Genomic DNA, 24115 nt, shown 5'->3' on the forward strand with positions numbered 1-24115 from the left:
AGGGGGCTCTGCCCCCTAGGACCCCCGTTTATCGGCGCTTCGCGCCTCGTCCTCGAACGCCGGACGGGCTGAGATGCCCAGCCCGTCCGGTGCTTGAGGAGTGGAGTCGGCGTTACGCCACCTTCAGGTCCACCTTGATGTTGCCGCGGGTCGCGTTGGAGTAGGGGCAGACCTGGTGGGCCTTTTCGATCAGGGACTGGGCGGTGGCCGGGTCCACGTTCGGGATGGAGGCGACGAGCTCGACCTCCAGGCCGAAGCCGCCGTCGCCGTTCGGGCCGATGCCGACCTTCGCGGTCACCGTGGACCCGGAGATGTCGGCCTTCTCGCGGCGGGCGACGACGCCGAGCGCGCCCTGGAAGCAGGCGCTGTAACCGGCGGCGAAGAGCTGCTCGGGGTTGGTGCCCGCGCCGCTGCCGCCCATCTCCTTCGGCGGGTTCACGACGACGTCGAGCTTGCCGTCGTCCGAGGCCACGCGGCCGTCGCGGCCGTTCTCCGCGGTGGCGACGGCCGTGTACTTGACGTCTATCTGCTGGATCGACATAACGGTCGGTTCCTCCTGGGGTGTGCCGCGCCTCGCGCCCGGCAGCGCGGCATTGTGGAATTACTTTATCGGATTACGGAAGAGAGACGATCATCTTTCCGGTGTTCTCGCCGCGCAGCATGCCGAGGAACGCGTCCACGCCGCTCTCGACCCCGTGCGCGAACGTCTCGGCGTACTTCAGCTCGCCGGCGCGGACCCACGCCGCGACCTCGCGCACGAACTGCGGCTGGAGCTTCTCGTGGTCCCCCACGAGCATGCCCTGCAGGCGCAGGCGCTTGCCGATGATCATGGCCATGTTGCGCGGGCCCGGCGTCGGCTCCGTGTCGTTGTAGCCCGCGATCATGCCGCAGATCGTGGCGCGGCCGCCCACGTTCATCCGGCTGATGGCGGCCTCCAGGTGCTCCCCTCCGACGTTGTCGAAGTACACGTCGACGCCGTCGGGAGCGACCTCCTTCAGCTGCTCCACGACCGGCTTCTCGTCCTTGTAGTTGAAGGCGGCGTCGAAGCCGTACTCCTCGACCAGGAGCTTCACCTTCTCGTCCGAGCCCGCCGAACCGACCACGCGCGAAGCGCCCTTGAGCTTCGCGATCTGGCCGACCTGGCTGCCGACGGCACCGGCCGCGCCGGAGACGAAGACCGAGTCGCCCTCCTTGAAGGACGCCACCTCCAGCAGGCCCGCGTACGCCGTCAGGCCCGTCATGCCGAGCACGCCCAGGTACGCCGAGAGCGGCGCCGCCTCGGGGTCCACCTTCATCGCGTACTGCGCCGGCACCGACGCGTACTCGCGCCAGCCCGCGAAGTGCAGGACGTGGTCGCCCGCCGCGAAGCCGTCCGCGTTCGACGCGACGACCACGCCGACGGCGCCGCCCTCCATCGGCTGGTCCAGCTGGAACGGCGGGATGTACGACTTCACGTCGTTCATCCGGCCCCGCATGTACGGGTCGACGGAGAAGTGCAGGTTGCGGACCAGGACGCGGCCCTCGGCCGGGGCCTCCACCGGGGCCTCGCGCAGCGCGAAGTCCTCCGGGACCGGCCAGCCGTGCGGGCGCCGGACGAGGTGCCACTCGCGGCCGGTGGCGGGGAGCTGCTCGGGGGTGACGGACATCGGGGGTGTCCTCCTCAGTGGCCTAATGCTTCAGGTTCTGAAATAAGCATGCGCTTTGATATTTGAGGTTGTCAAGTAAATGGGTACGCTGGTGGGCATGGCCACAAGCAGCTCCCCCGCCGCCCCCCGGATCGACCCGCTGACCCTGGAGGTCGTCGAGCTCATCGGCTCCGTCGTGGCGCGCTACCACGAGGAGTACGACATCGCCGCGGGCCGGCACGAGCTGACCGGCGCGCAGGCCCGGGTCCTCGGGCTGCTCTCCCTCGAACCGATGCCCATGCGGCGCATCGCCCAGAAGCTGAAGTGCGAGCCGTCGAACGTGACCGGCATCGTCGACCGCCTGGAGGCGCGCGGCCTCGTCGAGCGGCGGCCCGACCCGGCCGACCGTCGCGTGAAGCTGGCGGCGCCGACGGAGGAGGGGCTCACGACCGCCCGGAGCCTGCGGGAGTCGCTCGGGTTCGCGCGGGAGCCGCTGGCTGAGCTCTCACATGAGGAGCGGGTTGCGCTGCGCGGGATGCTGCGGAAGATGCTCGGCGTGGACGCCGACGCCGACGCCGACGGCGTCTAGCCTCCGGCGGCGCCTCTCTTCGGGGCGCTCTTACGTGCACCACCACAAGAAGCGGTCGCACGTTTCCGACGGGGTCGGGTCCGGGGTCGGGTCCGACGGGGGTTTCGTCGTGGGCCGCTGGGGCGGGTGGCTCGGGGGCGGGGTGTTCGGCGGTGGGGTGGCGGTCGGGTCCGTGGGGCCCGTCGCTTCCGCCGGGGTGGGGGTGTTGGCGGTGCCTCCGGGTGTGTCGTGCGGGGGCTCGTCGGCGTTCTTGTCCCGCGCCCTGCGCGACGCCGGTGCCGAGGGTGAGCCGGAGGCCGACGCGGGCTCCGCGGTCGTGCCCGTGCCGGGGTCCGCGGCGCCGTCGGGGCGCTCGGCGGTGTCCGTCGGCTCCGCGTCGCCGTCCGGTGCCGACGCCGCCTTCGGCTCCTCGGACGCCGACTCCGTGCCGAGTTCCGCGAGGCTCAGGCCGCCCGCGGCGAGCGCGATGCCCGCGGTGACGAGCAGCATCCTGCGGCGCCTGCGGCGGTGCTGGGCCGCACGGCGGCGGGAGCGGTCGCGCGGCGGGGCCTCGTCGTCGTACGCGTCGTCGTACGCGTCGTCGTACGCGTCGTCGTACGCGTCATCCGCCTCGTCCGCGTCCCGGGCCGCCGTGCCATCGGGGGCCGACCGTGCGCCCAGCGACTCCCCGTACGCACGGCAGGCCTCGGCCGGGGTTCCGCACCCCGGGCAGGCGAAGGCGCCGTTGAGGTGCCGGTGGCACGCGTGGCAGTAGTCCATGAGGCATGGAGGCTAGGTCCCACGCCGGTGGTGGAGACGTTGATGCTGTGAAAGTTGTGTGCGGAATCGAATGCTCCGGGGAGCCGCGCCCCTGGCCGGTCCAGGGGCCTTGCTCAGGGGCGTCCGAGCGCGCCCCTGAGCCGCCGTGCCCGGAGCACCAGCTCCAGTTCGAAGCGGCGGTCCGGGTCGTCGATCTCGTCGCCCCACAACTCCCTGATCTGGCGCAGGCGGTAGCGGACCGTCTGGGGGTGGACGCCCAGGCGGGCCGCCACCTCGGGGGCGCCGCCGCGCGTTTCCAGCCAGGCCAGGAGGGTCTGGGCCAGGCGGCGGCCGTGGGCGGGGCCACAGTGGTCGAGGGGGGCGAGGCAGCGGCGCGTCAGGTCCTCGATGAGCTCCTCGGGCTGGAGCAGGACGAGCGCCTCCGTGTGCTCCGTGCAGTGCAGGAGCTCGCCGGAGGGCAGCAGTCCGCGCTCCATGAGGCCGACGGCGGCCTCGGCCCAGCGCAGCGACTTCGCGGCGTCGGCCAGCGGCACGGGCGGGCCGATGGCGCCCGACCAGCCGGCCATGGAGCGGCGCAGGAGCTCGGGGCGGCCCGCGGCGTCCGGGTCCGGCACGACCATGCGGGGCCGCTCGGCCTCCATGTCGAGCAGCACGCCCTCGCCGACGGCCGGTGCGACGGCCTCGCGCGCGGGGCGCAGGAGCACGCCGACGGCGACGCGCTCGGGCAGCTGCCAGCCGGCCCGCGCGGCCCGTTCGTCGATGCCGCTCTCGGCGCCGAGCACGGAGACCGCGGCGGGCTCCGGTCGGTGGTCGGCGAGCAGCGACTCCATCAGCTTGCGTTGCAGTCGCAGACGTTCACCGGCCTGGCGGGCCGCGGCCTCGGCATAGCCGCGCACCGACTGGTCGACCAGGCCGTCGAGGTACTCGAAGCCCGACTCGGCGAGCTCGTACATCGCGGGCGGCGGGATCTCGGTCTGCTGGCCGATCTCGGCGAGGCGGCGCCAGGCCAGGCGCACGCCCAGGCGGTAGATCGCCTGGAGCGAGTCGAGGCTGCGGCCTTCGAGGCCCTCGCCGCGGCCGAACTCCTGGAAGACCTCGGGGTGGTAGCGCGGCCGGTCGGCGGTGGCCAGTTGCTGCACGAAGCCTTCGAGGGCGCGGCGGATGCCGACGAGCGCCATGGGCTCGCCGGAGTCGTCGAGGACGACGGGCAGGCCGGGGTACTCGGCGCGGATCTCGCGCAGGATGTCCTGGGCGAGCGCGGGCACCTCTTCGAGGGCGAGCGCGGCGAACCGCCGCACCTGCAAAGGCGGCACGTCGCGCCAGGCGGAGCGCGCGCCCTCGGTCACGGCGGGTCCGCCGGCGCGTCTGCCGTCGGGCACGGCGGGGCGGGGGCCCTCGGAGACGGCGGTCATGTCGGTCACTGGTCCCGCTGCCCGTCGCGCTCCGGCGATTCGTAGTGCACGAGGGGCCTGTTGGGCTGGTCGGGCGTGGTGTTCAGGAGCGCGACGATGCCGAGGGCCGCGCCCACGGCGAGGGCCGCGGCGACGGCGACGGTCAGCGTCGCGGCGAGCAGTCGGTGCATACGAGGGTCAGCCTCTCTGCTGGAGGTCGTCCCACCCCGATCGTGCGCCTGTCGGTCTCGCACAGTCGATTACCGGCCCCCTACCGGCCCCGTCCGGCAGGTGCCCAGTGTCAACAATGCATTGACACTGCGTCAAGGGTCCGCCTAGCGTTCCCGGCCCATACGGAGCAGTAACTCCGTGGCAACAGCACCGCAGCAATTCGGGCAACTGAACCGCAACGATGCCGCAGCACGCCTATAACTCACCAGTAATGCTTCAGAGTTGAGCGATCGGCGCGTCTCGGCAAGGCGCGGTTCGCCCCAGCTCGACCGTCCTCTGTTCACCTCACAGCAGGAGCGCCGGATGTCGCGACGCACAGCCTCGCCCTGGTCCCTCGTCCTTCTCGGCATCGGCGCCTTTCTGCTGGTCCTGGCACCGATGCTGGCCTGGTACGTCGAGCCGCGCGCCAAGCGCACGCCCACCGACGTGGACCAGATCACCGTCTTCAAGGGCACCGGAGCCTACTTCGACACCGAAAAGATCAAGACAGTCGACGACCAGAACCTGACCATCACCCGGCAGGTGCGCGGCAACGTCAAGGACAGCGAGAAGTCGGGGCGCGCGGTCTGGGACGTGTCGACGTCCGTCGACCCCGACAAGACGCTGCCGGCCGCCGACACCCACGACTCGCTCCTGTGGACCCTGGAGCGCTGGGTGACGAACCGGAAGACCAACCGGCCCGTGCACTGCTGCGGCGAGAAGCCCTACTTCGAGGGCGAGGCCTACCTGAAGTTCCCCTTCGACGTCGAGGAACGCACCTACCTGTGGTGGGACAGCACTCTCGGCGACGTGGTGCCGCTCCGCTTCGTGGAGAGGCGGAAGGTCCAGGGCTACGAAGGGCTGCTCTTCACCGGCACCGTGAAGGCCACCAAGACCGGCACGCGGCAGGTGCCCGGGCGGATGGTCGGGATGCCCAAGCGCAGCCAGGTCATGGCCGAGGAGTGGTACGCCAACCACCGCATCAACCTGGTCGCCGACCAGCGCACGGGCCGGATCATCTACGCCGCGATCGGACCGCGCAAGACGCTGCGGGCACCCGGCGGCAAGAAGGACCGGACGGTGCTGCTCGACAGCCGGCGCATCGCCTTCGACAAGAAGACCCAGCAGAAGCAGGTGGACCTCGCCAGGGACGACAGCGACCGCCTGAAGCTCGTGGGCGAGACGCTGCCGCTCCTGGCCGTCGTGCTCGGCGGTGCGCTCGTGCTCTTCGCGGGCGCGTTCGTCGTACGAGGACGGCAGGACGACGCGGAAGCGAACGGCCCGCAAGGCCCCGGTGAATCCCCGGACGCGAACAGTCCGCATTCCGGAACGTCACCGACATCCCTGCAACCCACCACGAAGTGATGAGACGTCAGCGTCAAGAAGCCCCGAAATTGTCACCTCGGTGAGTAGCCGCGCCGTTAGGTGCGGCGAAAACTATCCACCCCACCCCAGGTACGGCCCGCAGTTCCGAGCACCACGGTCCCCCGACCGGCAGCACCCGGTTCCCCGACCGGCTTCTTGTCGTTCCGCCCCCACGCACCACCCGGAACCGAGCACCACGGCACCACGGCACCACGGCACCACCCGTAAGCCCCCCACAGTTCCGCACCCCGAGACGAGTTGGAGCACGTCATGCCCCAGCACGTGCCGTCGTCGCTGCGTCCGGCCGTAGCCCGGCCCGCGCGGCCCCTTCCGGCGCTCCCCCCACATCCGCGCCGGATCGCCTTCCTCGCCCGCCGCGATCTCGGCAACCCGGCGGCGGGCGGTTCCGAACTCCTCGTCGACCAGCTGGCCGACGGGCTCACCCGGCAGGGCCACCAGGTCACGCTGCTGTGCGGCGGCCCGGCCGCGTACCGCGACTACCGCGTCGTGTCCGCGGGCGGCGACCTCGGCCACTATCTGCGCGCCCGCTCGGCGTTCACGCGCCAGGTCGGCGACTGCGACCTCCTGGTCGAGGTGTGCAACGGCATGCCGTACCTGGCGCCGCTGTGGCACCGCGGCCCCACCCTGTGCCTGGTCAACCACGTCCACACCGAGCTGTGGGCGATGCGCTTCCAGGGGCCGCTCGCCCCGGCCGCCCGGCTCGGCAGAAAGCTCGAACACTGGTCGCTCTCGGGCGCTCAGCGCGGCAATCTCCTGGTGGCCGTCTCGCCGTCCACGGCCACCGCCCTGCGCGACCTGGGCGTCGACCGCGACCGCATCCGGGTCGTGCACAACGGCGTGGCGGAGCCGGGGCCGCTGACCGAACGCAGTGACGAGCCGCTGTTCCTCGCCATGGGCAGGCTCGTCGAGTACAAGCGCATGGATCTGCTCCTTCGCCTGTGGGAGCGGGTCAGGCCGGTCACCGGCGGGCGGCTCGTCATCGTCGGCGACGGGCCCGAACGGGACCGGCTCGCACGGATGGCGGGCCCGGACGTGCAGTTCACCGGGCACGTCTCCGAGGACGAGAAGCACCGCCTGCTGTGCGCGTCCTGGCTGCTCCTGCACCCGTCGGCCGTCGAGGGCTGGGGCCTTGTCATCACCGAGGCCGCGGCCCGCGGTACGCCCGCGATCGGCTTCGACGTGCCGGGCGTGCGGGACTCCGTGGAGGACGGCGTGACGGGGCTGCTCGCGCGCGGCGAGAGCTCGTTCGCCGCCGCCTGGTGCACCCTCGCGCTCTCCGCGGAGCGCCGCCGCGCCTTCGGCAAGGCGGCCGCCGAGCGCGCCGCGCACTTCCGGTGGGCCAACACGGTCCGCCAGTTCAAGGCGGTGGCCGCCGAAGCGGTCGCCGCGCACGAGCCACCAGCCGCGAAGGGACCCAGGTGAAGGACCCGTCGCTGCGCCGTTCCGCGACCTTGTTCCGGGCCTTCCTGCGGGAGCAGCAGGAACCGGAGCGGTGCTACGCGCTGCTCGCCCGTGACGCCGCCGACCAGGTCGAACGCCATCTGCCCGTACGGGGCAAGGTGGTCGTCGACGTGGGCGGCGGCGCCGGCTACTTCACCGAGGAGTTCCGCAGGCGCGGCGCGCAGGCGTACCTCTTCGAACCCGACCTGGCGGAGCTGGGCGCACAGGGCGGAAAGCCGCCCGAGGGCGCGGTCGTCGCCGACGGCTATCTGCTGCCGGTCGCGACCGGTGCCGCCGACGTCACGTTCTCCTCGAACGTCCTCGAGCACGTCGCCGACCCCCAGACGTTCCTCAGCGAGCTGGTGCGGGTCACCCGTCCCGGCGGCCTGATCTACGTGGCGTTCACCAACTGGCTCTCGCCGTGGGGCGGCCACGAGTGGGCGCCCTGGCACTACTTGGGCGCCGAGCGCGCCCGCGCCCGCTACGAGCGGCGCACCGGGAGACCCGCCAAGCACACGCTCGGCGAGAACCTCTTCGCGCACCACATCGGACCGACTCTCAGACAGGTGCGGGCGCGCGACGACGTCGCCGTCGTCTCCGCGCGCTCGCGCTACTGGCCCTTCTGGGCCGAGACGGTGGCGAGGGTGCCGGGCGTGCGCGAGTTCGCGACCTGGAACCTCCTCCTCATCCTCAGGCGGTGTCCATGACCACTACGGTCCAGGCCCCTCCCCCGGCGGCCCTCAAGCCCACGGCGCGTCCGCCGGACCCCGAACACGGGCCGCGCTCGCGGCGCTGGCTCGCGGGGTTCTGGGCCGTGGTGCTCGTGTGCTTCCTGGCCGTGCAGCCGGGGCGGATGACGTTCGACACCAAGCTGGGTGTCGCCGTCGACCCGTGGCAGTTCCTGTCCGACCTGGGCCAGCTCTGGCACGACCGGGGCGGCTTCGGGGGCCTGCAGGACCAGTACGTCGGCTACGCGTTCCCGATGCTGCCGTACTACGCGCTCACCGACCTGCTCCAGGTGCCGACGTGGCTCGCGGAGCGGCTGTGGTTCTCGCTGATCGTGGCGGCCGCGTTCTGGGGCGCCCTGCGCCTCGCCGAGCGGCTGCGCGTGGGCAGCCACGGCTCGCGCCTGCTGGGCGCGGCGGTGTACGCGCTGTGGCCGACGTTCACCGTCGTCATCGGGTCGACGTCGGCGGCCGCGCTGCCCGGCGCGGTCCTGCCGTGGGTGCTGCTTCCGCTGACCAATGACCGCGTGACCGCGCGGATCGCGGCATTCCGGTCGGCTCTCGTCATTCCGTTCATGGGCGGTGTGAACGCGGCGTCGACGCTCGCCTCGCTGCTGCCGGTCGCGCTGTATCTCCTTTCGCGCCCGAACGGGCCGCGCAAGCGCAAGCTCATCACCTGGTGGGTGCCGGGCGTCATCCTGGCCACCGCGTGGTGGGTGGTGCCGCTCCTGCTGCTCGGCATCTACGGCGAGAACTTCCTGCCGTTCGTGGAGAACGCGGCCACCACCACCGGCACCATGTCGGCCACCGAGGCGCTGCGCGGCGCCGGCAACTGGGTGGCGTATCTGCACTTCGGCGAGGCCTGGCTGCCCGCGGGCTGGACGGTCGCGACGGCCGTGGTCACCATCGTGTGCTCGGCGCTCGCGGCCGGGCTCGGCCTCGCCGGGCTCGCGCGGCGCGACCTGCCGGAGCGGCGCTGGCTGGTCCTCACGGTCGTCTCGGTCGTGCTGCTCACGCTCGCCGGGTACGGCGGCGCGTTCGGCGCGCCCTTCCACGGCACCGTGCAGGACTGGCTGAACGGCTGGTTCGTGCCGTTCCGCAACATCTACAAGTTCCAGACGGGCCTGGCCCTCGCGCTCGCCCTCGGCCTCACCCACCTCGCGGGCGTGGCGGGGGTCGCGCGCGGGGCCCGAGCGGTGCGCGGGCGCCGGTACGCGCCGCTGGTCTGCGCGGTCCTGGTGCTTCCCGGGCTCGCCTGGCCGTATCTCAACGGCTCGATCCTGCAGCCGGGTTCGTTCAAGAAGCTGCCGAACTACTGGCAGGCCACCGCGGACTGGCTGGAGAAGTACTCGCCCGACTCGCGCGCCCTCGTCGTGCCCGCGACCGCGCACGGCATCCACACCTGGGGCTCGACCATCGACCAGCCCCTCGACGTGCTCGCCGACTCGCGCTGGGCACAGCGCGACTACGTGCCGTTCGGCGCGCCCGGCAACCGGCGCGCGATGGACGCCGTCGAGCAGGCCCTGATGACGGGCGGCGAAGTGCCGGGCCTGCGCGACTACTTGAGGCGCGCCGGCCTGTACTACGTCGTCGTGCGCAACGACCTCGACCCGGACCAGGTCGGACACGTGCCGACGGCGACCGTGAAGCGCACCCTGGAGCAGTCCGGCTACACCCGGGTCACCGGGTTCGGCCCGACCGAGACCGGCGGGCGCATCGAGGACGACACGCCCGTGCAGGTCGAGGGCCTGTACCCGCGCCAGCGCGCCGTGGAGATCTACACGCCCGGCAAGGGCGCGCGGCGTCCGGGCCAGGCGGGCCTGAAGCCGGTGTCCAACACGGCCGTCGTCAGCGGCGGCCCCGAGGCGCTGCTTCCGCTGTCGGCCGACCCGACGATGCGCGACCGGCCCGTGGTCCTCACCGGCGACAACCACCCGGGCCTCGCCTCCCCGCCCGGCCTGCAGGCGGTCGGCGACGGCCTCAGGCGCGCGGACACCCGCTTCGGCCTGGTCAACACCAACACGTCGTACACGTACACGCGCGACGAGAAGAACGCGCCGGACGCCACCCAGGACCCCGGCAAGAAGCCGCACCAGATCCTGCCGACCAAGGGCGTGCGGCACCAGACGACGGCCGAGCTGCGCGGCGCGAAGTCCGTGACCGCGTCGAGCTACGGCAACTGGCTGTTCCACCTGCCGCAGTACGACCCGGTGAACGCCTTCGACGGCAACCCCGACACCGCCTGGACCGAGGGCAACCCCGGCAGCCCCGACGGTGAGTGGATCAAGGCGGAGTTCCGGCAGAAGACGGAGATCCCCAAGTCGTTCAAGGTGACGCCGCTGCCGCAGAGCGGGGTGCGGGCCGCGCCGACGAAGGTCCGCGTGGAGACCGAACAGGGCAGCGCCACCACGTACCTGCGGCCCAACGGCACCACCCAGCAGGTCAAGGCCAAGCCGGGCAGCTCCGGCTGGGTCAAGCTGACGATCCTCGACGCGGAGGTCGCCGAGCGCGGTCTGACCGGCGCCGGGTTCTCGGAGATCAGCATCCCCAAGGTGCAGATCACCAAGCTGCTCAAGATGCCCGCCGACGTACAGGGCACCGACGGCGCCGACGCCGACGCGACGACGTACTCGATGCACCGCTCGGCCGACCCGAGCGGCCTGTCGCCGGTGACCGCCGAGTCGGGCCTGCACCGCCGGTTCACGACCACCGGCGACGGCACGTACGACGTGAAGATGCGGGCCGTCGCCGCGCCCGGCGGCGCGCTCGACGAGCTGCTCTACAAGGTGGCGCCCGACCAGGAGCAGAGCCTGATCGCCACCGCCGACTCCACGTCCGACCTCGGCACCGGTCTGTCGCCGCGCAATCTCACCGACGGCGACCTGACGACCGCGTGGATCGCCGGGGCCGGGGAGCGGCCGGTGATCCATCTGCGCTGGACCGGGCCGAAGGTCCAGGTCGGCGAGATCGTGCTGCCCGGCGCGGGCGGCCTGTCCACCCGGCCCGAGAAGATCGAGATCAGCTCGCCGGACGGCGCGGCCACCGCGGGCGTCGACGAGAACGGCGTCGCCCGCTTCACCCCGATCGAGACCAACCGCCTCGACATCACCATCACCAAGACCGCCCCGCTGACCCTGCACAACCCGGTGGCGGACGACAAGCTGCAACTGCCGGTCGGCCTCACCGAGGCCTACATCCCGGCGCTCGACCGGTACCGCACCAAGCAGCCCTCGCCCGGCCGCACCTTCTCGCTGCCGTGCGGCGAGGGCCCGGTCGTGTCGGTGGACGGCAAGCTGTACCCGACGTCCGCCAAGGGCACCGTGCGGGACCTGGTGGAGCGGCGGCCCGTCGAGGTGACGCTGTGCGAGCGCGGCGAGCGCAAGCCGAAGCGGCTGACCTCGCTCGACCTGTCCGCCGGGCAGCACAGCGTGGAGGCCGGTGACGCCGGTCCGCTCGCGATCACGGATGTCACGCTGACCCGGGGCACCCCCGGCAGCGTCGACACCTCCGCGCGTGAACTGCGTATCAAGGACTGGCTCGGCGACCGGCGCGAGGTCACCGTCGGGGACGGGGCCGCCGCGTACTTCACCACGTACGAGAACGTCAACGACGGCTGGAAGGCCACCCTCAACGGCAAGGAGCTGCGCGAGGTGCGGCTCGACGGCTGGCAGCAGGGCTGGCTGATCCCGGCGGGCGAGGGCGGCACGGTCAAGCTCAGCTACGAGCCGTCCACGGCGTACGAGGCCGGTCTCATCGGCGGCGGCGCGGGCGTCCTCGCCCTGGTGGCGCTGGTGTTCTGGCGGCGCCGCGACCCGAACCCGGACGGGCCCGACGTGGCGCCGCCCGCGCCGGGTGCCGTGCTCGGCACGGTGGCCCTGACCGCGGTGGCCGTGGTGATCGCGGGCTGGTTCGCGCTGCTCGTGCCCGCGCTCGCGCTGCTCGCCTGGCGGCGGCACGCGCTGCTCGTGCCGGTCGCGTTCCTCGCGCTCGCCGGTGCGGGCATCGCGGCGGCGACCGGAGCGGGCGAGACGGTGCAGGCGGACGAGGGGGCGTTCGGGCACGCGGCCCAACTGCTCGCGTTCATCGGCCTGTTCGCGGCACTGGTGTCGGTGCGGGAGGCCGCCCCCGTGGCGGGGGCGGCGGCTCCGGCGGCGGGAGCGGGTGGGCCCGGCGGTACCGGTGGTCCCGGTGGGCCCGGCGGTACGGGTGGGCCTGGCGGTCCCGGTGGGGCTACTCCGCCTCCGGCCGCTCCGCCGGGGCACGATCCGGACGCGGCGACGATGCCGCTAGGGCCGGGCGCGGGCACCCCCGCCACGGCGCCGCCGCTGCCCCAGCGCAAGCGCGGCGAGGACGGACCGGACGCCGACCGGGGCGCGGCACCCGAGCAGGGGACCGCACCCGGCCAGGGCACCGAACACCCGCCCTCCGCCGAGGCCGTGCCCCCGTACGTGGCCGGGCCGACCCTCTCGGCCCGCGGCCCCGACCCCCTCCGCAAGGCCCCGGAGGACTCCCGGGGCCCCGAGGACGGCGACAGCGGCACCACTGGGAAGGACAGCGCACCATGACCGCCCTGGAACAGCCCGCCCGGCGGGCCGAAGGGCCCGGCCGGACCCCGCGCCGCGTGCCGTTTCCCGTCGTCGACGAAGTGGCCAGGCACTGCCTCCAGGAGGAGGAGCCGGAGACCGTCCACATCGAGGTGCACCTGCCGGGCAGGCCGGACGCCGACCGGCTGCGGGCCGCGTTCGGCGAGGCCCTGCGGCGCCATCCGCGCATTCTGATGCGGGAGGCCCGCGGGCCCTGGTACCGGCGGCGCTACGAGTGGGAGCTCACCGGCAGGCCCGACGTGGAGGTGGTGACCTTCCCGCGGCCCGAGCCCGACGCGCTGAAGCGGGCCCGCGAGCGCGCCCTGTGCGAGGCCCCGCCGCTCACGGCGTCCCCGCCGATCCGTCTGGAGGTCGTCGCCGACGCGGAGGCCGGGGGCGCCGCCAGCGTCCTGTTCCTCACCATCAACCACACCGCGCTCGACGGCCCGGCGTGCCTGCGCGTCCTCGCCACGGCCGCCGAGCTGTACGGGGGCCGCGACAACTCCCCCGCGGCACCCCCGACCCGTACGCCCGTCTCCCCCACCGCCGGGCCCGCCGCGCCGACGGGCCTTCCGTCGCCGTGGGCCGTCCCGGCCCGCGTCGCCAAGGGCAGCCCCGAGCCCTCCCCCGGCAACGGCATGCTGGTCGCCGAACTGCCCGTGCCGCGCCGCCCCAAGGGCTCGCCCTTCACCGTCAACGACCAGCTCATGGTCGCGACCGCGCTGATGATCGCCCACTGGAACCGCGAACACGGCGCGAAGCCCCGCCCGCTGCGCATCACCATGCCCGTCGACGACCGGCCGCGCGACATGACGATGCCGATCGGCAACGGCACGCGGCTCGTCGAAGTCCCGTTCGCCGCCGAGGAGTTGGCGTCGGCCAGGGGCGGCGCCCCCGAGGAGCTGCGCCCCGAGGACGTCCGCGAACTCCTGCGCCGCACCTCCGACCGCACCCGCGCCCTCAAGGCCCTGGCGCGCCCGCAGCTCGGCCACGGCGCCACGCTGATCACCGCGCCGGTCCTGCCCGTCACGGCGCGGGCCGCCGTCACCCGCGGCCTGCGCAGGGCCGCCGCGCCGTGGACCTCGACGACGCTGCTCAGCAACATCGGCCGGGTGCCCTACCCGCTGGACTTCGGCGACGCAGGGAAGGCGAGCGCGGTGGCGTTCTCCGCGCCCGCCCGCATGCCGCGCGGCCTGACCGTGACCACCGCGTCCGCCTCGGGACGCCTCCTCCTCGCCCTGCGCTGGTCCAGGACGCTGCTCGGCCACGGCGACGGCAGCCACCTGCGGGACCTCTTCGAGCACTACCTCCACGCCACACAGGAAACCGAGGCCACACAGGAAACTGGGGCCACACAAGAACCCGAGGCCACCCAAGGCACCGAGGAGGGGAGCGGCGGCTCATGACGACGACCGGCACGACACCGCGTACGACCTCTCACCGCCCCCGCGGACTGCGGGACTTCTACGAGAACCCGGACGTGCCGGTCGCCTCCGGTGACGCGCGCAGCCTGCGCCAGGCGCGGATGCTCGCCGCCGCGCTCGGCCCCGCCACGCGCGGCGCGGGCGTCGTCCTCGACATCGGCTGCGGCGACGGCAGCGCCGCCCGCGCGGCCGCGCCGCTGCTCGCCGGGCACCGCGTCATCGGCGTCGACTGGTCCCAGGACGCGCTGCGCCGCGCGAGCCGCCACCTGCCGCACGTCGTGCGTGGCGAACTCACCGACGGCGGCCTGCCGTTCGCGTCCGCGTCCGCCGACGCCGTGCTGTTCAGCGAGGTGATCGAGCACCTCGTGGACCCCGACAGCGCGCTCGACGAGCTGCGCCGCGTGCTGCGGCCCGGCGGGCACCTGATGCTGTCCACGCCGAACCTCGCCGCCTGGTACAACCGCGGCCTGCTGCTGGCCGGGGTGCAGCCCGTGTTCTCCGAGGTGAGCCTGCGCGGCATCCACGGCAGGCCGGGGCGTGAGGTCGTCGGGCATCTGCGCCTGTACACGGCCCGCGCGCTGCGGGAGTTCGTGGCCGCGTCCGGCTTCGACGTCGTACGCCTGGCCGGAGCGCCCTTCCACGGCGTTCCCCGGCCGCTGCGGGCCCTCGACCGGCTCGCCTGCGCCGCGCCGAGCGCGGCCTCGATCCTGCTCCTGCACGCCCGAAAGGCCTAGCCCGTGTGGTGGGGTGTGGCCGCGGCGCTGCTCGCGAACGTGCTCTACAGCACCGGTTTCGTCCTGGAGAAGCGGGCGCTCTCGGCGATGCCGTCGGTGAGCGTGCGCCGCCCGCTGCGGCTGCTCCGGCAGGTGATCTCCAGCCCGCTGTGGTTCGCGGGGTCGCTCGCGCTCGCCGCCGGGTTCGGCGCGCAGCTCGCCGTCTACCGCACGCTGCCGATCGCCGCCGCGCAGGGCATCTTCGTCTCCGGGCTCGTCCTGCTGCTCCTGCTCTCCTCCGTGCTGCTCGGCGAACGGACGTCGGGCCGCGAGCGGTTCGCGGTCGGCGCCATCCTCGCCGCGCTGCTCATGGTGGTGCTCTCCCTGAAGGAGAGCGGCCACGGCGCCGACACGGTGGGCCGCGAGGCACCCGTCTACCTGGTCCTCACCGTGTGCCTGCCGTCGCTCGCGCTCGGCGTGTGGCTGTACGCGAACGGCGAGCGCCGCGCGAGACAGCGGCACCGGCAGCCCTCGTCGGGCGTCGAGTACGGCGTCGGCGTGGGCCTGCTCTACGGCGTCAGCTCCCTCGCGATCAAGGGCGTGTCCAGCTGTCTCACGACGGACGGGCTCGGCGGGGCGCTGCTCGGCCTGCTGCGCTCCCCGTATCCGTATCTCCTGCTCTTCACCGGCGCGTTCGGCCTGATCATGTCGCAGGCGGCGCTCCAGCGCTGCCGTGCCTCGCTGATCGTGCCGGTGTGTACGACGGTGACGGCGCTGTTCACCGCGGTGCTCGGCACGCTCGCGTTCGGCGAGGCGCTGCCGGACGAGCCGGTGCGGCTCGCGCTGCGGGTCTCCGGCACGGTCCTCGCCGTGACGGTGCTCCTGCTGATGCCGAAGCACGACGAGCCGCCGTCCCCCGCCCCCACCTCCCTACCCCCCAAGGAGTTGACCTCAGGTTGAACCCCGACGACCCGCTCCTGAAAATCCTCGCCTGCCCGCTCGACAAGGGCCCCCTGACCCTGCTCCCACCCGACGAATCCGCCGTGGCCGAACCCGTCACGGACGAACCCCTCGTACCGGAACAGGCCCTCTACAACCCGCGCCTGCGCCGCCGCTACCCCATCGTCGACGGCATCCCGCAGCTCCTGCCGTCCTCCGGCGAGCAGCTCACGGAGGACGAGCACGAGCGGCTCCTGAAGCGGATCTCGCCGTGACGCCCGGGGACCAGCGGACCGTCGCAGCCCGGGTGGCCCCGCACCTGCCGTCCCGGATCGTCGCCGCCCTGGCCCGGCTCCTCTACCCCCGCTTCGAGCCGGAGCTGGCCCGCCTGGACGAGCTGTGCCCGCCGGACTGCGGCACCGCCGTCGACGTCGGCGGCTGGTACGGGCCCTGGTCGCGCCGGCTGGCCGGCCGCGCCCGGCGCGTGGTGGCCGTCGAGCCGGTGCCGCACCTGGCGCGGCTGCTCGCCCGCTCGACGCCCGGGAACGTGCGGGTCGTGCAGGCCGCCGCGAGCGACCGCCCCGGCACGGCACGCCTGTGGCTGCCCCACGACGACCGGGGCGACCGGGGCGTGTCCTCGCTGGTGCGGCGCGACGGGGTGCACGAGGCCGCCGTGGACGTGCCGTGCCTGACCCTCGACGGGCTCGGCCTGCGCGACGTCCGCTTCATCAAGATCGACGTGGACGGCGCGGAGCTGCCGGTGCTGCGGGGTGCGCGCGCCCTCATCGACCGGGACCGCCCGGCGCTCTTCGTCGAGCTGGAGTCCCGCATCCAGCCCATCGACCCGGTCGTCGACCTCCTGGCCTCGGAGCACGGCTACCGCGGCTGGATCCTGCCCGGCGACACCTGGCTGCCCCTGGACACCTCCGCCCTGGAGGCGCACCAGCGGGCCACGTCGTACGTCGTCGCGCAGGGGCTGCTGCGGCGCGTCCTCACGCCGAGACGGCCGCGGTACGTGAACTCGGTGCTGTTCCTGCCGGACGGCCGCCGTCCGGGCGGCCGGGTCGTGCGCGACGATGGAGCACATGCCCACTAGCTCCGCCGCATCGCCCTTCACGCCGCTCGACTTCCAGCTGGTCCTGCTGCGCCGCATGGCCGACCACAACCCGGACCTCGTCGAGGACGCCCGGCACGAACTGGGCGCGTCCGTCGGGGACATGCGCGAGGCGAACCGCCGCTGGCAGGCGATGCTGCACTCCCGCAACTCCCGTGCGGCGGTCTCCCGCTACCGCTCGGTCCTCGGCACGCCCGCCGCGACGCAGCGGCGGCGCATCGGCGACCTGGAGTGCGAGGCCCTGCTGTGGCCGGTCCCGCTCTGGCCGGACCTGCGCTTCGAGGTCCTGCTCGCCCCGAACGGCGCCGTCTGGAACGAGTGGCTGATCCGCGCCCCCGGCGCCCCGTCCCCCGCCCTGCGCACCCTGGCCGACCTCACCCCCTGGTCCTGCACGGTCGACGAGGCCGCCCGCGCGTTCGCCCCCGCCCGCCCCATGGAGGGCACGGCCCCGACGCGGTGGCGGCTCGCGTTCAGCGGTCCGGACGGGGAGACGAGTGGGGAGACGGGCGGGCGGCGGAAGTGCGTCGCGGAGTTCACGTGGGGGCTGTTGCAGCGGGTGTCGTTCCCGGAGGCGTAGGCACGGAGGCGTGAGCGCAGGGGCGTGAGCAGCGCCCGGCCTACTGGGCGGCCTTGACGAACCGCTCCGCGACCAGGGGCAGCGAGGCCGGGTGCACGTCGAGGAACAGGTTCGGCTCGACGAGCTCCAGCTCCATCACGCAGGGCTCGCCGTCGAGGCCGTCGACCAGGTCCACGCGGGCGTACAGGAGGTCGGGGGCGCCGGGGACGGCCGCCAGGGCCCGCCCGGCGACGGCGAGTTCGGCGTCCGTGGGGTGCCACACCGCCACGTCCGGGTGCGAGACCTTCTCCTCGTCGTACGCGACGCCGGGGGCCAGGACGGCGCCCTTGCGGATGGCGTGCAGGAAGTCGCCGCCGAGGAAGACCAGGGCGCGCTCGCCGGTGACGTCGACGCCGGGCAGGTACGGCTGGGCCATCGCGGTCCGCCCTTCGGCGTGCAGGCGCGCCACGTGGGTGAGGGCGGCGGGGCGCTCGTCGGTGCGGTAGCGGGCGGCGAGGTGGGCGCCGCCGCCGACGGTCGGCTTGACGACGAAGTCACGGTCGAAGGGCGGGAGTCCGTCCCCGCCGCCGGGCCCGACGTACACGGTGGGTACGACGGGGACCCCGCCCCGGGCGAGCTCCCCCACGTACCCCTTGTCCGCGTTCCAGCGCACGACGTCCACCGGGTTGGCGAGCCGGGTGACGGCGGCCACGCGCCCGGCCCACGCGAGGAACTCCGGCGCGCGCAGGACGTAGTCCCAGGGCGAGCGGATGACGACGAGATCGAATCCGCCCCAGTCGACGTCCGGGTCGTCCCAGCACACGACCCGCGCCCGCCCGCCCGCGTCGTCCACGGCCTGCCGGATCCTCGGCAGGTCACGGTCGGTGCCGATGCCCGGCTGGGGCCTCAGGGTGACCAGGGCGATGTCGGGGGCCACGGACGCGCTCCTCACGTGCGACGCGGCTCCCGCGCGGGGCGCGCGGGAGCCGGGCGGCAGGGTAGCCCGGGGCGGGGGCTTTCGCGGAGCGGTTTTCGTGCGGGCGAGCTGCCCGCCGGTGCGCAGAGCTTGCCGCGCAGCCGGCCGCGTACTGGACCGGAATGGCCTACGAGGCCCTCATCGCGTTCACCCGGGCCCAGTTGGCCGAGCTCGGCCTCCCCCAGCCCCAGTACTGGCTGCTGCGCAACCTGTCGAAGAACGACATCTCGCCCGACGGCCTCGGCCCGCACATCCCGGCCATCCGCGACCGCATCCACCAGGGCATCGACGACCGCGACTACGTCACCACCATGAAGGTGCTCCAGCAGATGATGCGGAACACCGGCAGCGCCATGCCGTAGCGGCGCCGCCGCGTTCAGCGGGTGCCCACGGGTTCCGGGACCTGCTCCTTCACCTCGGGGTAGAACTCCCGCGGCTCGCCCCGGGCGTCCCGGGCCCGGGCGAGCAGCCCCGCCGGGTACTCGACCAGCCAGTAGCAGGCCACGGCGACACCCACCGCCAGGGCCGTCACGAGCAGCACACCCGCCGCGAAGCCCGCATCGCCCTGCGGCAGCAGGTTCCTCCTGGACAGCTCCAGGAGGACCGGCTCGTGCCAGATGTAGAGGCTGTAGCTCACCAGGCCGACGCCCGTGAGCCAGCGGGCCCGCAACAGGCCCTGCCACCGGGGGCGTTCACCCGCGCGCGGGCGCAGGACGACGTGGAGCAGGGCGCACCACAGCAGGGCGGCCAGGGGGTGGTAGTAGGTGGACGCGGCGTTGCCCGGGTCCGAGGCGTACGACAGCGCGTACAGGCCCGCGAGCGCGGCGAGCGCCACGGGGCCCGCGACCCGCGCGCCCGCCCGGCCCCGCCCGCCGAGCGCCACGTGGGCCACCGCGAGCGCCATGCCCGCCGCGAAGCTCCCGAACCGGGCCTGCGGGCCGAAGTACACGGGCCAGTTCGTGTACGGCACGTCCAGGACGTGGTGCGCGTACGCGATCCACCCGAGGGGAAGCAGGAAGAGCGCGCCGCAGCCCGCCGCGCACAGGGCGACGCGGGCCCGGCGCGCGGGGAGCCGGCGGCAGACCCGTACGGCCGCCGGGCCCAGCGCCACCAGGACCAGGTAGAAGGCGACTTCGAGGGAGAGCGACCAGGCCGGGCCCAGCGTGTAGAAGATCCGCTCGCGGTCGAAGACGTGCGTGAACGTGAGGTGTTCGACCAGGTCGCGCCAGTCGCCCGGCAGCGTCGGATTGCGGCTCGCCCACACCACCAGGACCGCGAGGACGTACACGGGCAGGATGCGGACCGCCCGCCGCAGCAGGAAGATGCGGCGTGGCCGCACCCGGCTCGCGTCGCCGTCGACGGCGGCACGTGCGTACGCGAGGGTCAGCAGGTACGCCGACAGGACGAAGAACAGGTCGATGACCTCCAGGGAGAACAGCGCGCCGAGGGCCGGGCTCGCCACGGGCGGGTGGGTGCCCGACGCGTCGTACGTGAAGTACTGCTGCCACACGTGGAAGACGACCGTCGACAGGGCCGCGAGGCCGCGCAGGCCCTGGAGTTCGGGGGTGCGGGGTGCGGTGCGCCGCGCCATCATGACCCCTCCGCCGACGCCCGGGGCGTGACCCGCCACTGCCGCTCGCCGAGAGCTTCCTTCAGATGGGACTGCCGCGCCACCAGGTTCTTGAAGTGGGTGTAGAAGACCGTGGTCACGAGGAGATAGCGCCAGAACCAGGTCTTTCTGCGCCGCAGTTCGGGCACCGCGAGCCGCCACGCGAAGGCGGCCTGCACCACGCCGGCGGACAGCGTCACGGCGGCCGCCATCAGGCACACGGGCACCGCCCAGTCGAGCCGGTCCGCGCCGCCCGCGCGCCAGGCCGCGTGCAGCAGCACCGGCAGGATCTGGAGGGTCAGCCACGGCTGCACCTCCCGCCAGCCCAGCAGCACGAACAGGCCGGTCTTCTGGCGCCCGGTGAACACCGGCGAGCGCAGGGCGGCGCGCAGGTGCCGCAGCGAGACCTGGAGCCAGCCCTGCGCCCAGCGGGAGCGCTGGTTCCACAGCGGCCGCAGCATCGTCGGCGCGAGCTCGCGCGAGATGAGGGTGCGGTCCATGGCGACGCGCGCGCCCTCGCCGAGGGCCCGCATCGTGGAGTCGATGTCCTCGGTGAGCATGGTGCCGTGCATGCGGGTGCGGGCGAGGACGTCGGTGCGCCAGAAGCCGTTGGAGCCGCCGAACACGCCGAAGCCGTACAGGCGGGTGCGCCCGGGGTGGCTGACGGCGTAGATGGCCTCGAACTCGACGGCGACGAGCCGTGCCACCCAGGAGCTGTCGCCGTTGCGGATCACGCAGTGGCCCTGGACGACGTCGTAGTCGTGGGACAGCCAGTCCCAGGCGTGCCGGAAGGCGTCGGGGGCCGGGTGGTGGTCGGCGTCGAAGACGCCCACGAACTCGCCGCGCACGCGCGTCACGGCGGCGTTCAGGTTCTGTGCCTTGGACGTGGACCCGGGCACGGGGAGCAGCACGAGCCGCGGGTCGCGGCGCGCCATCTCGCGCAGCGTGTCCTCGACGGGCAGCGGGTGCGGGGTGTTGTAGGCGAGGACGATCTCCAGGTCGTTCGGGTAGTCGAGGCGGAGGAAGGACTCGACGGTGTCGACGATCGTCGCGGCCTCGTTCGGCAGGTACGCGGCGATGACGGCGCTCGCGGGCGGGTACGGCTGCGCGGGCGCGGCGGGCCGCGGGGTCGCGTCGAGCGAGAAGAGGCATTCGAGGACGATGAGCAGCGCCGACGTCACGAGCCCCGCGACGACGACCCAGTACGCGTACGAGGCCACGTCCCAGCCCAGACGGTCGTACGCCTGCTGGTAGAGCAGGAACGGCACGCCCACGCCGAGCAGCAGCATCAGGACGGGCGACAGGAGCGGCGTGAGGGCGGACCGCAGGGTGGTCAGGCCCGCGCGAGCCCGCGCGTGCCGCGGTCCTTCCTGCGGCGCGGGCCGCATCCAGGGGGCGTAGCGCACGGGCCGCAGGTCGCGGTGGCGCAGCGCCTCGGCGGCGGCGTCCCGGGCGCGGCGCGCCGCCTCCGGGCCCTCGTGCTCCCCGCCTTCGTGCTCCCCGAGGAGCGTGAACCCGACGGCCGGGGTGAGGCGTACGTTCTCGTCGGCGACGACGAACCGCGTGCCCGCCACGGACGCCGCGAACCGCGCGAGCCCGCGTGTGGCCTCCTCCGCGTCGACCCCGGGCATCAGGACGAGCAGCTGCCCGTCGTCGTCCCAGCCGAGGCGGTCGCACACGTTCCCGGAGCGCTCGGCGACCTGGGCGAGGCGTTCGGCGACCTCCCGGTGCACGCGCGGGCCGAGCCGCTTCTCCAGGGCGGGCATCTCGGCGACGGCGACGACGGCGAGCACCCCGCCGAGCCGCGCGGCCGCGGGCCGCCGCAGCTCGCGGTCGAGCTCGTCCATGAAGTGCGGCCCCGAGTAGAGCCCGGTGCGCGGATCGCGCAGCAGCTGCTCGACGGGTACGGGGACCCGGTGCAGCTTGGCCGCGATGCGCGCCGAGAGCTCCACGGGCGCGCAGCCGCTGGGCAGGCAGTCGTCGGCGCCGTGCCGAAGGAGTTCGGCCACCGCGACGGGCTCGCGCGCGGCGGAGCCGACCACGACGAGCGGCAGCGCCTGCCCCGCGGGCTCGGCCCGCACCTCGGTGATGACGGCCACGCCGTGCCGCCGCCCGCCCGGGCCGTCGTCGAGCGCGACGACGGCGTCGGGCGGCGCGGTGCGCAGGTGGGGGTGCACGGAGTCGGGGGTGGTGTGGGTCACGTCGTACCCGGTGGACTCCAGGGCTCTGGTGAGTCGTTCGCGCTCCGGGCCCGGGGCGGCTATCGCGAGGACGCGGCCCGTGGCGTGCGGAAGCGGGGAGCTGGATAGGTTGGCGGTGGAGCTGCCCGCGTCGGCGGTGGCCGACGAGGGTGAACGGTGCGAGGTGAGCAAGGGGTGGTCCCATCCTGTTCGGACGTGTGGGGGTGGACCGGCCGCTTCAGCCTCAACGATCACTGTGTCATCGCACCTTCGGCGGCGTAACGCTCTCATTAAGTCGCCGTGCACACGCTGAGCACATCTGGAGGAGTACGACCGTGGAACCCGAGCCCCTCTTCCCCGCCCTGAAGGACCCGGCCGCCGCCCCCGCCCTGCGGTTCGGCGACCGCGGCCTGACGTACGCCGAACTCGCCGACCGCGCGGGCGCGTTGGCGGCCCGCCTCACGGACGCGGGCGCCACGCGGGTGGCCGTCTGGGCCACGCCGACCCTGGAGACGGCGGTCGCCGTGGTCGCGGCGCTGCTCGCCGGGGTGCCCGCGGTGCCGCTCAACCCCAAGTCGGGCGACGGTGAGCTGGGGCACATCGTGTCGGACAGCCGGCCGTCGGCGGTGCTCGCGGGGGCGGGGGACGAACTGCCGGACGCGCTGGGCGGGTTGGCGCGGGTGGATGTGGACGCGGATGTGGATGCGGACTCGGACTCGGGCGTGGACGTAGCCGCCGGGGTGAACGGGAACGGGGGCTTCCCGTTCCCCGCCCTTGACCCGGCCGCCCCCGCCCTGATCGTCTACACCTCCGGCACGACGGGCCCGCCGAAGGGCGTCGTCCTGCCGCGCCGCGCGATCTCCTCGACCCTGGACGCGCTGGCCGACGCCTGGGAGTGGACCGGCGACGACGTCCTCGTGCACGGCCTGCCCCTCTTCCATGTGCACGGCCTGATCCTGGGCGTCCTCGGCCCGCTGCGGCGCGGCGGCTCGGTACGGCACCTGGGCCGCTTCAGCACGGCGGGCGTGGCCCGCGAGCTGGGCGGCGGCGCCACGATGATGTTCGGCGTCCCCACCATGTACCACCGCGTCGCCGAGGCCCTGCCCGACGAGCCGGAACTGGTCAAGGCCCTGTCGGGGGCGCGGCTCCTGGTCTCCGGCTCGGCGGCGCTGCCCGTGCACGACCACGAGCGCATCACGTCCGCGACCGGGCGCCGGGTCATCGAGCGGTACGGGATGACGGAGACCCTGATGAACACGAGCGTCCGCGCGGACGGCGTGCCGCGTGCGGGCACCGTGGGCGTGCCGCTGCCGGGCGTCGAGCTGCGCCTCGTCGACGAGGCGGACCAGGAGATCGCCGGTGACCCCGAGGCGGTCGGCGAGATCCAGGTCCGCGGTCCGAACCTGTTCGCCGAGTACCTCAACCGCCCCGACGCGACCGCCGCCGCCTTCGCCCCCGGCGGCTGGTTCCGCACCGGCGACATGGCGGTGCGGGATCCCGACGGCTACGTCCGCATCGTCGGCCGCAAGGCGACCGATCTCATCAAGAGCGGTGGCTACAAGATCGGGGCGGGGGAGATCGAGAACGCGCTTCTCGAGCACGGGGGTGTCCGGGAGGCCGCGGTGACCGGTGAGCCGGATCCCGATCTCGGGGAGCGGGTGGTCGCGTGGATCGTCCCCACGGACCCTGGGCGGGTGCCGTCGCTGGATGACCTGGCGGCGCACGTGGCGGGACGCCTCGCTCCCCACAAGCGGCCTCGGGTCGTCCACTACGTGGACGCGTTGCCGCGGAACGATATGGGGAAGGTGCTCAAGCGTTCCCTGCCGGGGGCCTTCCCCAATCCCGCCCCTTCCCGAAACTAGGGGCTCCGCCCCTAGGACCCCTTCTTTCCGGCGC

21 protein-coding genes are annotated in these 24115 nt (G+C 73.7%); 13 read left to right on the top strand and 8 right to left on the bottom strand.

Annotation, left to right across the window (positions count from 1 at the left end):
• Window positions 1-112: 112 nt before the first annotated feature.
• Together ACFWZ5_RS34985 and ACFWZ5_RS34990 are read right to left on the bottom strand one after the other, a co-directional pair.
• Complete coding sequence (locus tag ACFWZ5_RS34985) at window positions 113-541, bottom strand: organic hydroperoxide resistance protein (RefSeq protein ID WP_384795858.1); 429 nt, start codon at window positions 539-541, stop codon at window positions 113-115.
• Between the two features lie 73 nt (window positions 542-614).
• Complete coding sequence (locus ACFWZ5_RS34990; protein WP_384795860.1) at window positions 615-1646, bottom strand: NADP-dependent oxidoreductase; 1032 nt, start codon at window positions 1644-1646, stop codon at window positions 615-617.
• Window positions 1647-1725: 79 nt separating this feature from the next.
• Here ACFWZ5_RS34990 and ACFWZ5_RS34995 point away from each other — a divergent pair, with 79 nt between their 5' ends.
• On the top strand, window positions 1726-2214 hold the full coding sequence (locus tag ACFWZ5_RS34995) for a MarR family winged helix-turn-helix transcriptional regulator (protein ID WP_384795862.1): 489 nt from the start codon (window positions 1726-1728) through the stop codon (window positions 2212-2214).
• 30 nt (window positions 2215-2244) lie between these two features.
• Here ACFWZ5_RS34995 and ACFWZ5_RS35000 read toward each other — a convergent pair whose 3' ends face one another.
• From ACFWZ5_RS35000 to ACFWZ5_RS35010, 3 genes are all read right to left on the bottom strand, one after another.
• Window positions 2245-2973, bottom strand: a complete 729-nt coding sequence (locus tag ACFWZ5_RS35000; protein WP_384795864.1) for a hypothetical protein — start codon at window positions 2971-2973, stop codon at window positions 2245-2247.
• A gap of 113 nt (window positions 2974-3086) precedes the next feature.
• Window positions 3087-4385 carry a helix-turn-helix domain-containing protein gene (locus tag ACFWZ5_RS35005; RefSeq protein WP_384795866.1) on the bottom strand — a complete coding sequence of 433 codons (1299 nt, stop codon included), beginning with the start codon at window positions 4383-4385 and terminating at the stop codon, window positions 3087-3089.
• A gap of 5 nt (window positions 4386-4390) precedes the next feature.
• On the bottom strand, window positions 4391-4555 hold the full coding sequence (locus ACFWZ5_RS35010; protein WP_384795868.1) for a hypothetical protein: 165 nt from the start codon (window positions 4553-4555) through the stop codon (window positions 4391-4393).
• A gap of 343 nt (window positions 4556-4898) precedes the next feature.
• Here ACFWZ5_RS35010 and ACFWZ5_RS35015 point away from each other — a divergent pair, with 343 nt between their 5' ends.
• The 10 genes from ACFWZ5_RS35015 (at window position 4899) to ACFWZ5_RS35060 (ending at window position 17475) form a co-directional block, all read left to right on the top strand.
• Window positions 4899-5939, top strand: coding sequence for a DUF3068 domain-containing protein (locus tag ACFWZ5_RS35015; RefSeq protein ID WP_384795870.1), 1041 nt, complete (start codon window positions 4899-4901; stop codon window positions 5937-5939).
• A 270-nt stretch (window positions 5940-6209) separates the two neighbouring features.
• The gene (locus ACFWZ5_RS35020) at window positions 6210-7382 is read left to right on the top strand and encodes a glycosyltransferase family 4 protein (RefSeq protein ID WP_384795872.1); all 1173 of its coding nucleotides are present in this window, start codon (window positions 6210-6212) and stop codon (window positions 7380-7382) included.
• Entirely contained in the window at window positions 7379-8107 is a 729-nt protein-coding gene (locus ACFWZ5_RS35025) for a class I SAM-dependent methyltransferase (RefSeq protein ID WP_384795874.1), read from the top strand. The genes ACFWZ5_RS35020 and ACFWZ5_RS35025 overlap by 4 nt, the downstream gene beginning before the upstream one ends.
• Complete coding sequence (locus ACFWZ5_RS35030) at window positions 8104-12690, top strand: alpha-(1->3)-arabinofuranosyltransferase family protein (RefSeq protein ID WP_384795898.1); 4587 nt, start codon at window positions 8104-8106, stop codon at window positions 12688-12690. The genes ACFWZ5_RS35025 and ACFWZ5_RS35030 overlap by 4 nt, the downstream gene beginning before the upstream one ends.
• Window positions 12687-14114, top strand: coding sequence for a condensation protein (locus ACFWZ5_RS35035; RefSeq protein WP_384795876.1), 1428 nt, complete (start codon window positions 12687-12689; stop codon window positions 14112-14114). The genes ACFWZ5_RS35030 and ACFWZ5_RS35035 overlap by 4 nt, the downstream gene beginning before the upstream one ends.
• Entirely contained in the window at window positions 14111-14866 is a 756-nt protein-coding gene (locus ACFWZ5_RS35040; RefSeq protein WP_384795878.1) for a class I SAM-dependent methyltransferase, read from the top strand. Before ACFWZ5_RS35035 ends, ACFWZ5_RS35040 begins: the two co-directional genes overlap by 4 nt.
• Window positions 14867-14869: 3 nt before the next feature.
• Window positions 14870-15805, top strand: coding sequence for a DMT family transporter (locus ACFWZ5_RS35045; RefSeq protein WP_384795880.1), 936 nt, complete (start codon window positions 14870-14872; stop codon window positions 15803-15805).
• Window positions 15802-16059, top strand: a complete 258-nt coding sequence (locus tag ACFWZ5_RS35050; RefSeq protein WP_384795882.1) for a Trm112 family protein — start codon at window positions 15802-15804, stop codon at window positions 16057-16059. Before ACFWZ5_RS35045 ends, ACFWZ5_RS35050 begins: the two co-directional genes overlap by 4 nt.
• Window positions 16056-16880 (top strand): FkbM family methyltransferase, encoded by an 825-nt coding sequence (locus tag ACFWZ5_RS35055; RefSeq protein WP_384795884.1) that lies wholly within the window; start codon window positions 16056-16058, stop codon window positions 16878-16880. Before ACFWZ5_RS35050 ends, ACFWZ5_RS35055 begins: the two co-directional genes overlap by 4 nt.
• Window positions 16861-17475 carry a hypothetical protein gene (locus tag ACFWZ5_RS35060; RefSeq protein WP_384795886.1) on the top strand — a complete coding sequence of 205 codons (615 nt, stop codon included), beginning with the start codon at window positions 16861-16863 and terminating at the stop codon, window positions 17473-17475. The genes ACFWZ5_RS35055 and ACFWZ5_RS35060 overlap by 20 nt, the downstream gene beginning before the upstream one ends.
• Window positions 17476-17515: 40 nt before the next feature.
• On the opposite strand, the gene ACFWZ5_RS35065 is transcribed toward ACFWZ5_RS35060, so the two are convergent.
• Window positions 17516-18391, bottom strand: coding sequence for a RimK family alpha-L-glutamate ligase (locus ACFWZ5_RS35065; RefSeq protein WP_384795888.1), 876 nt, complete (start codon window positions 18389-18391; stop codon window positions 17516-17518).
• A 161-nt stretch (window positions 18392-18552) separates the two neighbouring features.
• Between ACFWZ5_RS35065 and ACFWZ5_RS35070 the strand changes: the two genes are divergently transcribed.
• Window positions 18553-18792 (top strand): hypothetical protein, encoded by a 240-nt coding sequence (locus tag ACFWZ5_RS35070; protein ID WP_384795890.1) that lies wholly within the window; start codon window positions 18553-18555, stop codon window positions 18790-18792.
• A gap of 14 nt (window positions 18793-18806) precedes the next feature.
• Here the strand turns inward: ACFWZ5_RS35070 and ACFWZ5_RS35075 are convergent, their stop codons facing one another.
• Both ACFWZ5_RS35075 and ACFWZ5_RS35080 read right to left on the bottom strand, forming a co-directional pair.
• Window positions 18807-20024 (bottom strand): acyltransferase family protein, encoded by a 1218-nt coding sequence (locus ACFWZ5_RS35075; RefSeq protein WP_384795892.1) that lies wholly within the window; start codon window positions 20022-20024, stop codon window positions 18807-18809.
• On the bottom strand, window positions 20021-22411 hold the full coding sequence (locus ACFWZ5_RS35080; protein ID WP_384795894.1) for a glycosyltransferase: 2391 nt from the start codon (window positions 22409-22411) through the stop codon (window positions 20021-20023). Before ACFWZ5_RS35080 ends, ACFWZ5_RS35075 begins: the two co-directional genes overlap by 4 nt.
• Before the next feature lie 143 nt (window positions 22412-22554).
• On the opposite strand from ACFWZ5_RS35080, the gene ACFWZ5_RS35085 reads away from it, so the two are divergent.
• The gene (locus tag ACFWZ5_RS35085; protein ID WP_384795896.1) at window positions 22555-24081 is read left to right on the top strand and encodes an acyl-CoA synthetase; all 1527 of its coding nucleotides are present in this window, start codon (window positions 22555-22557) and stop codon (window positions 24079-24081) included.
• Window positions 24082-24115: the final 34 nt, after the last annotated feature.

Origin of the sequence: Streptomyces sp. NPDC059003 (genome assembly GCF_042740445.1) — a bacterium.
In the GTDB taxonomy this organism is placed as follows: Bacteria; Actinomycetota; Actinomycetes; order Streptomycetales; family Streptomycetaceae; genus Streptomyces.

What these genes read in the sequence shown, in the direction of transcription:
- ACFWZ5_RS34995 (WP_384795862.1), top strand. Translation starts at nt 1,726, where the DNA reads ATGGGTACGCTGGTGGGCATGGCCACAAGCAGCTCCCCCGCCGCCCCC.
- ACFWZ5_RS35005 (WP_384795866.1), bottom strand. Translation starts at nt 4,385, where the DNA reads ATGACCGCCGTCTCCGAGGGCCCCCGCCCCGCCGTGCCCGACGGCAGA.
- ACFWZ5_RS35075 (WP_384795892.1), bottom strand. Translation starts at nt 20,024, where the DNA reads ATGATGGCGCGGCGCACCGCACCCCGCACCCCCGAACTCCAGGGCCTG.
- ACFWZ5_RS35020 (WP_384795872.1), top strand. Translation starts at nt 6,210, where the DNA reads ATGCCCCAGCACGTGCCGTCGTCGCTGCGTCCGGCCGTAGCCCGGCCC.
- ACFWZ5_RS35060 (WP_384795886.1), top strand. Translation starts at nt 16,861, where the DNA reads ATGGAGCACATGCCCACTAGCTCCGCCGCATCGCCCTTCACGCCGCTC.
- ACFWZ5_RS34990 (WP_384795860.1), bottom strand. Translation starts at nt 1,646, where the DNA reads ATGTCCGTCACCCCCGAGCAGCTCCCCGCCACCGGCCGCGAGTGGCAC.
- ACFWZ5_RS34985 (WP_384795858.1), bottom strand. Translation starts at nt 541, where the DNA reads ATGTCGATCCAGCAGATAGACGTCAAGTACACGGCCGTCGCCACCGCG.
- ACFWZ5_RS35035 (WP_384795876.1), top strand. Translation starts at nt 12,687, where the DNA reads ATGACCGCCCTGGAACAGCCCGCCCGGCGGGCCGAAGGGCCCGGCCGG.
- ACFWZ5_RS35070 (WP_384795890.1), top strand. Translation starts at nt 18,553, where the DNA reads ATGGCCTACGAGGCCCTCATCGCGTTCACCCGGGCCCAGTTGGCCGAG.
- ACFWZ5_RS35010 (WP_384795868.1), bottom strand. Translation starts at nt 4,555, where the DNA reads ATGCACCGACTGCTCGCCGCGACGCTGACCGTCGCCGTCGCCGCGGCC.
- ACFWZ5_RS35040 (WP_384795878.1), top strand. Translation starts at nt 14,111, where the DNA reads ATGACGACGACCGGCACGACACCGCGTACGACCTCTCACCGCCCCCGC.
- ACFWZ5_RS35015 (WP_384795870.1), top strand. Translation starts at nt 4,899, where the DNA reads ATGTCGCGACGCACAGCCTCGCCCTGGTCCCTCGTCCTTCTCGGCATC.
- ACFWZ5_RS35000 (WP_384795864.1), bottom strand. Translation starts at nt 2,973, where the DNA reads ATGGACTACTGCCACGCGTGCCACCGGCACCTCAACGGCGCCTTCGCC.
- ACFWZ5_RS35030 (WP_384795898.1), top strand. Translation starts at nt 8,104, where the DNA reads ATGACCACTACGGTCCAGGCCCCTCCCCCGGCGGCCCTCAAGCCCACG.